The organism is Acinetobacter sp. YH01018 (assembly GCF_013420295.1).
Classification (GTDB): domain Bacteria; phylum Pseudomonadota; class Gammaproteobacteria; order Pseudomonadales; family Moraxellaceae; genus Acinetobacter.
Map to the genome: position 1 here is coordinate 1 of NZ_VOYL01000060.1, position 7117 is coordinate 7117.

The 7117-nt window shown below is 37.6% G+C and carries 6 protein-coding genes and 4 pseudogenes; 6 read left to right on the forward strand and 4 right to left on the reverse strand.

The window, feature by feature from the left end; genetic code table 11:
- The 3 genes and pseudogenes from FTT83_RS14180 to FTT83_RS14190 form a co-directional block, all read right to left on the reverse strand.
- Window positions 1-258: pseudogene (locus tag FTT83_RS14180) on the reverse strand (IS3 family transposase); the annotation flags it as partial.
- A 182-nt stretch (window positions 259-440) separates the two neighbouring features.
- On the reverse strand, window positions 441-1007 hold the full coding sequence (locus FTT83_RS14185; protein ID WP_006581699.1) for a recombinase family protein: 567 nt from the start codon (window positions 1005-1007) through the stop codon (window positions 441-443).
- 295 nt (window positions 1008-1302) lie between these two features.
- Window positions 1303-2466 carry a DNA methyltransferase gene (locus FTT83_RS14190; RefSeq protein WP_100355865.1) on the reverse strand — a complete coding sequence of 388 codons (1164 nt, stop codon included), beginning with the start codon at window positions 2464-2466 and terminating at the stop codon, window positions 1303-1305.
- 291 nt (window positions 2467-2757) lie between these two features.
- Here FTT83_RS14190 and FTT83_RS14195 point away from each other — a divergent pair, with 291 nt between their 5' ends.
- Together FTT83_RS14195 and FTT83_RS14200 are read left to right on the forward strand one after the other, a co-directional pair.
- Window positions 2758-3075 carry a hypothetical protein gene (locus FTT83_RS14195; protein WP_100355864.1) on the forward strand — a complete coding sequence of 106 codons (318 nt, stop codon included), beginning with the start codon at window positions 2758-2760 and terminating at the stop codon, window positions 3073-3075.
- A gap of 142 nt (window positions 3076-3217) precedes the next feature.
- Window positions 3218-3499 (forward strand): annotated as a pseudogene (locus FTT83_RS14200) (RepB family plasmid replication initiator protein); the annotation flags it as partial.
- Between the two features lie 70 nt (window positions 3500-3569).
- Here FTT83_RS14200 and FTT83_RS14205 read toward each other — a convergent pair.
- Window positions 3570-4043 (reverse strand): annotated as a pseudogene (locus tag FTT83_RS14205) (type I restriction enzyme endonuclease domain-containing protein); the annotation flags it as partial.
- 39 nt (window positions 4044-4082) lie between these two features.
- On the opposite strand from FTT83_RS14205, the gene FTT83_RS14210 reads away from it, so the two are divergent.
- The 4 genes and pseudogenes from FTT83_RS14210 to FTT83_RS14225 all read left to right on the forward strand — a co-directional run.
- Window positions 4083-4769, forward strand: a complete 687-nt coding sequence (locus FTT83_RS14210) for a hypothetical protein (RefSeq protein WP_100355863.1) — start codon at window positions 4083-4085, stop codon at window positions 4767-4769.
- Window positions 4770-4772: 3 nt separating this feature from the next.
- Window positions 4773-5330, forward strand: a complete 558-nt coding sequence (locus tag FTT83_RS14215; RefSeq protein ID WP_100355862.1) for a hypothetical protein — start codon at window positions 4773-4775, stop codon at window positions 5328-5330.
- A 56-nt stretch (window positions 5331-5386) separates the two neighbouring features.
- Window positions 5387-5821 carry a hypothetical protein gene (locus FTT83_RS14220; protein WP_100355861.1) on the forward strand — a complete coding sequence of 145 codons (435 nt, stop codon included), beginning with the start codon at window positions 5387-5389 and terminating at the stop codon, window positions 5819-5821.
- A 206-nt stretch (window positions 5822-6027) separates the two neighbouring features.
- Window positions 6028-6657 (forward strand): annotated as a pseudogene (locus tag FTT83_RS14225) (IS4 family transposase); the annotation flags it as partial.
- Window positions 6658-7117: the final 460 nt, after the last annotated feature.

Sequence of the window (7117 nt, forward strand, 5' to 3'; positions counted from 1 at the left end):
GCAGTTCTTTATTTTCGCGTTCGAGTTGTTTGATACGTTCTTGGTCTGAAAGCTGCTGTACTTTAACTGGATTTTGTTTATCTAAATATTTTTGATACCAAACACGTAGTGTTTCAGGAGTACAACCCTTGCGCAGTATACTGCTCAGGGAGCAATAGCGGTGATCGCAGCCCAATTCGATGGATAATCTTTCTCGGATTCAATCAATAATTGAACCGCTCTTTCTCTGATTTCAGGGGTATATTTTACTTTTTTCATCGGGACATTCTCTCAGAAAGCTTGGTCTCCGACAAACCCGGTACGGTTCAAAAATCTTCCATTGATTTATTTATATCTGTTAAACCAGTCGCATTATGAAATGTAATATAAGTAGAAATTTCAGTATAAATGGTCATGATCTTTTCTAAATTTGAATATCTAAGCGTCTTCATTAATCAACCTTATTGATTATTAGTTTCTTCTTTTAAAGCTCTTTGTACTGTTGCTATCCCTACTTTAAACTTTTCTGCAACACCTCTAAATGTTGAATTTTCTTCAGCCATTGCTTTTCGTATTTCAACATAGTCAACCTTCCGCTTTCTTCCCTTATATAAGCCCTTCGCTTTGGCTTTTGCAATTCCTTCCTTTTGACGCTCACGGATCATGGAGCGTTCAAACTCTGCAAATGCAGCAAGCATCTGAAACATGAGTTTATTTATTGCCGATTGTGCTACATCATGACTGAAGGTCAAATTCTCTTTATGAAAAATAATGGTTATACCACGATCATTCAGACTATTCACAATTTCGTTCAGATCATTTGTATTACGTGCCAGACGATCAATACTATGAACATGCACCGTATCACCTTCACGCAGATAGTCGAGCATTGCATTTAACTGAGGACGTTCACGGCTACCACCGCTTGCCTTTTCAGTAAAGGTCTTATCCAGGCTGATTCCATCTAATTGACGTTCAGTATTTTGTTCAGTTGAACTGACTCGAATATATCCGACCTGATTAGGCATTCTGTACCGTTAGAGTTTAGATAATTAAATACATATTGTACCGAAATTAAATATTAAGTCTATAAATACGGTTTTTGAGTTGCTTTTTAAGACTTTATTTTGTTCCGTTAGGCTATAGGACAATATGACAGTAAAAATCAAACTATGTTCATAAGAAGATATAGCTAAATACTGAATTTATCAGCACACCTAAAACCCTATAAAAATGGATTTTACAGGCATTTTTATGTGCTGATCTTTTTAGAATTTAGCTATAGCTTGAGCTGTTCAGCAGCTTAAAGTTTTTTCCACAAATTTAATTATTTAAGATGAATCTAAGGTTATTTAAAAGACTTAAATGTCCGAAATTTTTATTTTGTACCTTATACACAGGGCTAGGATTAGCGAACTCATTGGAGATAAATTCTGGAGTTGTAATAGCCCTTGCCAAATTTTTCGAGCAAAAGTCTTTTTCCAAATAACGTAATGTAAATAAAAAGGACTCTATATTAGGTGTTACTGCAATCCATTTTCTATTTAAGTTATTTGCCGCATTCAAACAGACGCTATCAAAGCTGAAAGCATCCAATATTAAAGAGTCTTCATTGGTACTGGATTTAATAATAACCTCATAGGCTTTCTGCAGATTTTTAATTTGGTATGTTGAATTTTTTGCTGATGCTAAGTCCCAATAATCTGTATATCTAACACCGGTATCACTTTTAACATAATCCTTTAAACGTGGATTACCTGTTCTTGACCAATGAATAAGGCCCTGTTGATCAAGTTCATCCATTTTTTCTGGAGAAAAACGCCAGTGCTTACCTTCGGGTGGATTCATATCCCTCCATTGTCTACCAGTTTCACCATGTTTTCGTACACCAGGAACATGTAAAGGCATGAGTCTAAATTGCCCCAGTGCATCCACATGAGGAAACTTTTTAGCTAAATTATCATCTGTGATTGTCTGGACCAGATCATTCCAAATAAAGTTATCTGTTTTGGTATAAAAAAGAATTACCTCATGAGCGGTTTTAGTAAAACCTTTTGATGCTTTAAATGAAGAATTATGGGTTTTTAGTAAAATTTGATTCACACACCTAGCTTCACCAAAAACTTTATCTAATATTACTTGGAATTCACTCATTAGGTGAAGATTGGAAACATGTACATATAGACTACCGTTATCAGTAAGTAATTGTCTCAATAATTCAAAATATTGACGGTAATGTTTAAGTACAGAATCTTTGTTTTTAAAGAGCCCCACAAAAAGAAAAAAATCGATCTCTGGTTTTATAACAATCAGATCAAACTCTTTGGATTGCGAAACAAGTCTATGTAAAGAGTTTATTTCATTCCCAACAATGATATCAAAGTCATTGATTTCATATTTTATTTTTTCAAAATCTTTATCAGAAATACCCGTGTCGCTATTTTCAAAGAAATAGCCAAAAGAAGGGAATGCAACAAACTCATCCATTGAAGTGTCTCAAAAAAAAATAGCTATTTGTATGGATTATATGATTGACAACCTTCATAAAACAAGTTAATTTTTTTGGTAACCAGTTTGGTTACCAAAAAAATTGTTTAAAAAAAAGAGCTTTAAAAACTCTTTTTCCCATTTATTACGATCATAAGAATATGAGGCAATAAACTACGCCACTTGGTAGGTTAGCGTAGGGATTTTTTCATAGTAGATATCGAAAGTAAAGTTATCTATATCCTCATTGTTTCTAGTTCTTGTGATCCTTTACTTTACAAGGATAAATTTATGCCAAATGTGTATTTAACCCACAATAACTTAGACTTGATGTACCGAGAGGAAAAAATCCGGAAGAGTTTTCAGAAAGAGGTCATTAAATCTGTTTTACAGAAGCTGTATGATTTTATGAGTTACGATTCTGGAAATTCATCAAATAAGATGATCACTTACTTTGGATTGAATGGATATTCAAGTCACTCTTCACATCAAGAGAAATTAGAGCAGTGGCTTCAACAAGAAATTTCGGAAGTTTACCTGCATGATATAAGTCAGGAAGAAGTCGTTGAGATTTTATGGAAAAAAATTCTCGATATCATTAGCCATTAATTTTTATACAGGCTGTACTAGATTAATCTAGTACAGCCTGTATATTAAAACCAATTTACAACTAAATTAGTTTCAAATTGGTTTCTATTTAGTTTCATTCTTCCTTTAACTTCTTCAGTGCAAATCTAATAATCCCATTATGGAGCAACATAAAACTGGACGTATGATCGGTGGTTTCTCATTTACGTTCATAACTAAGCAACAACCTAAGGAAGTCACGCACAGCAAAGCTAAGAAGCTAACAGACAAGCAGATTCAATTCTTTGCAAACAAGCTAGCTCACCATGATCCATTTGCAAGCCAAAAAGCTGCAGTAGGGGAAAGCTATGCTGATCTAGAGAAAAGGCTCCTGATTGAACTACAAGATCCCGAGGTTGTCAGAAAGTATTCTAGTGTCCTCAAAGAGTTAGGTCTTGAGATGTGATGTACAACTAGATTAGTTGTTTAAAACAACTAATCTAGTTTTTTAATAGTTGTAATTTGATTGCAAAAAATTAAGCAGCAGAGAGCTCTTCTGCTAATTGCTCAGCCTGTTCAAGCACAGTCTCAGTAGCCAATAAAGCCATATCAGGTGGATAGCCATACTTCTTGAGTAGACGCTTCACAATGACTCTCAGCTTCGCCCTGGCAGCTTCTTTGATGGTCCAATCCAAGGTTACGTTCTTACGAATAGACTCAGTCAGCACAACAGCGAGTTCGCGCAGGATCTCTTTTTGCATCAACTCTCTAGCACTGTCATTGTCTGCAACTGCTGAATAGAACGCATATTCATATTCAGTCAGGTTGAGTTCCTCTGCCATTTTGTCTGACTCTTGGATTGCCTTAGCCAACTTGATGAGCTCATCAATCACTTCGGCTGCAGTCAGTACCTTGTTCTGATAGCCCTTGATCGCAGAGCTCAGCATCTCCATGAGCTTTTTACCTTGCGTGACACTACGCTGCTCTCGCATCTTGATCTCATCGCCTAAACAACAATGACAAACACCGACTAAAAGGGGCGTTTTACGATGAAAAATTCGAACTTGGAGCTTATGCAGAGCGCCTTCGAGAGGCAGAATCAAATAAACCAACTGATCGTGAGCTTGCAGCTGCTCTCACAGACGCTGATCAACTTCGAGAAACTTATCGAGCAAAGCGAGCTGCCTATCATGAACAGTACCACCCTTTTAAACGGGATAGAGAGTACGACAAGATCCATAGAATCCAATCTAAGCTCGATTTTGACCGAGGTGGGGAATCTATCACCACAAGTGCTGCAAGAAGCAACAATGGACTATCTAGTAGCGTTAAAAGCAATCCACGAGCAGATATCGAATACAGATATATCGAAACTCCAACGGCTTTCAGTCTCAATCGAATCGCTGCAGACCGAAATCAACAAAGCAATTGGCAGCATTTCGATAGATCAGAAGAGCATCCAAGCCCAAGTCCAGGCCCAAGTGAAGCAGGCGATAGAAGAGAGCCAAAGCGAGCTAATAGAGACCGGAATTCAGTCGCTATTAAACTCTCAAAAAGCCAAATACATGACATGGGCGAGTACAGTTTTTGGGGGGCTGATGATTTTAATCAGTTTTTATACGATCTATCAGTTCAGTACAAACCTAAAAACCATCCAAGCACAAAAAGAAATGATTCAACAGAATTCACAAACAATTCAGAGCCAACTCAATTACCTAAACAGCATACGGAGATAAGTTATGCAGACCGAGATCGACCAATTTTTGACAGAGCAAAACGCCTTGTTGAGTCAACAAAACAGCTTGTTAGCAGAACAAAACGAAGCCTTGAGTCAACAGGTCAGTTCATTAAAGAATATTTTGACCACTTACAGCGAAGTAGAGCAGAGTTTAAAGGACAAAATCAACAACTTGAACTCAGAGAAAGAAGCTCAACAAGCCTTGATTTTGGCTATGAAAGTAGAACTTTCAAAGCTCGAGCAGGGCGAATTTTCGGAGCAATTACAGCAAGCATTTCAAGAAAACTTGAGAACCCAGTTACAAATGCAATTAACGACAGCATTAAATCAACTGGATTTAAACAGCATTGTCAGCGACCTGGTAAAGATCGAATTAAAATCCATTCAACAGACGCTAGACACACAGCAGACAGACCTGGAGACAGCACTCTCAACCATCTTGCAATTGCAGCTACCCACCGACTTTTACACAGACTTGGAGATGCAAAGCAAGCAGATCAATACGCTTGGGGAAACTGTAGAACGATTAATGACCTTAATCAACAACTTGAACAACTAGAACCCCTAGTCGCTAAAATTCGACCCAAGCCAAAGCCGGCTACAGATTTCCGTGACTTGAGAATTGACGCTTATTACCCTGGTTACGTTGCTGATCACAAACAACTTTCAGCCCAACAACAGCAAGCATACAACGATAATAATCTATTGCAATTGATTGGTTGTGTGCAGAAAAAAGCTCAAAACTTGGAGAAATACATCAGCCAAGCAAGCAGAATGATCAATACATGGGACTATGACAAAATCGAGGAGATCATCAAAAACGACCAACGCATGCTTAACTATCTGAAATGTGAAATTATTTTAGAGCCTCAAAATGACCATTTGAAACATCAAAGAGCGTCATATCAATCGTGTTTAGAGAGTTTTGAGAACATAAAGAGCCATATCCACGAGGTGAAAAAGCCTAATCCGACTCCTCAAAGCGATGTCTTAGAGCAAACTTATGAACCTGAAAAGCAGCCAAATCGTGATTATGATCTAGATTTTTAATTTCAGCATTGATGATATAAACCGTCCGCTTCGATAATAGCAAAAGCGCAGATTCTACAAGCGGACATTTCTATTTGGGGTTTACACAACAAAAAAGGGAGCTGTAAGCCACTGCTGTCCCATAGTTTGATTTAAATAAAAAAACCTGAGTCCGAACAGTTAAAATATGAGTGCAAACAAACACTTTAACGACCAGGATTCAGGTTTTGTCACATCAGAATACCGTATTTCATCAGTTAATTAAACCAGTCTTACGACAAGATTTTGAACGGCTTGCTAAACAACATCATGTTGGGCAGAAATTCAGATCTGCTTCTCGATGGGATCAGTTTATTGCCCTGTTAATGTCCCAACTTTCCTGCCGACAAAGCCTACGGGATATTCAATCCAATCTTGAGTCCCAGCAGGAAAAGCTTAATCATCTCGGAGCAAAGTCTATTCCCCGAAGCACGCTGGCACGAATCAACGAGGAGCAACCTGCTGCCTTGTATAAACAGATGTTTCATCAATTACTGCAATACTGTGAAAAATCAAAAGTAGCCCATAAATTTCGCTTCAAGAATCCTCTGTATTCCCTGGATGCCAGTCACATTGATCTGTCGCTTTCCTTGTGCGCATGGGCCAAAGTTCATGATTCAAAAGCCAGCATGAAACTCAGCATAGGATTGAATCACAGCAATCATATTCCTGAGTTTGTTGCAGTTGAAAATGGTAAAGAAAATGACATGGTACAAGGCCGAAAATTCCAGTTTCCCTCTGGCAGTATTGTGGTCTTTGACAAAGGCTATGTAGATTATCAATGGTATGCGAATCTGACCGCTCAAAATATTGGCTTTGCTGAATAAGCCGTCATGAATAGGTTTGTGCAACAAAGCCCTCTATAGCTCACGGCTTTTGGTTGTTGAGCTTTTTGAGTAGGTGATTGCTTATATTTTATCGTTTGTTTTGTTGTTTTAATAGCTGTATCAATAGCTGTATTGAAAGAGATGCTTGGAAGGATCTGTGCTGCTTCCAGGACATTACTGATCAATTTGGATTGGTATATCAAGTCATGGAGAATAAAGTTGTTGTTCTGGTCCTATATGTTGATAGACGAGGTAGGGTCTATAAAGGCATGCAATCAAATTGGCTCACGGCTTTTGGTTGTTGAGCTTTTTTGAGTAGGTGATTGCTTATATTTTATCGTTTGTTTTGTTGTTTCGATAACTGTATCAATAGCTGTATTGAAAGAGATGCTTGGAAGGATCTGTGCTGCTTCCAGGACATTACTGATCAATTTGGATTGGTATATCAAGT

Bases quoted from the DNA above. Each gene is read 5' to 3' on its own strand.
- FTT83_RS14185 (WP_006581699.1), bottom strand. From the start codon at position 1,007: ATGCCTAATCAGGTCGGATATATTCGAGTCAGTTCAACTGAACAAAAT.
- FTT83_RS14190 (WP_100355865.1), bottom strand. From the start codon at position 2,466: ATGGATGAGTTTGTTGCATTCCCTTCTTTTGGCTATTTCTTTGAAAAT.
- FTT83_RS14195 (WP_100355864.1), top strand. From the start codon at position 2,758: ATGCCAAATGTGTATTTAACCCACAATAACTTAGACTTGATGTACCGA.
- FTT83_RS14210 (WP_100355863.1), top strand. From the start codon at position 4,083: ATGAAAAATTCGAACTTGGAGCTTATGCAGAGCGCCTTCGAGAGGCAG.
- FTT83_RS14215 (WP_100355862.1), top strand. From the start codon at position 4,773: ATGCAGACCGAGATCGACCAATTTTTGACAGAGCAAAACGCCTTGTTG.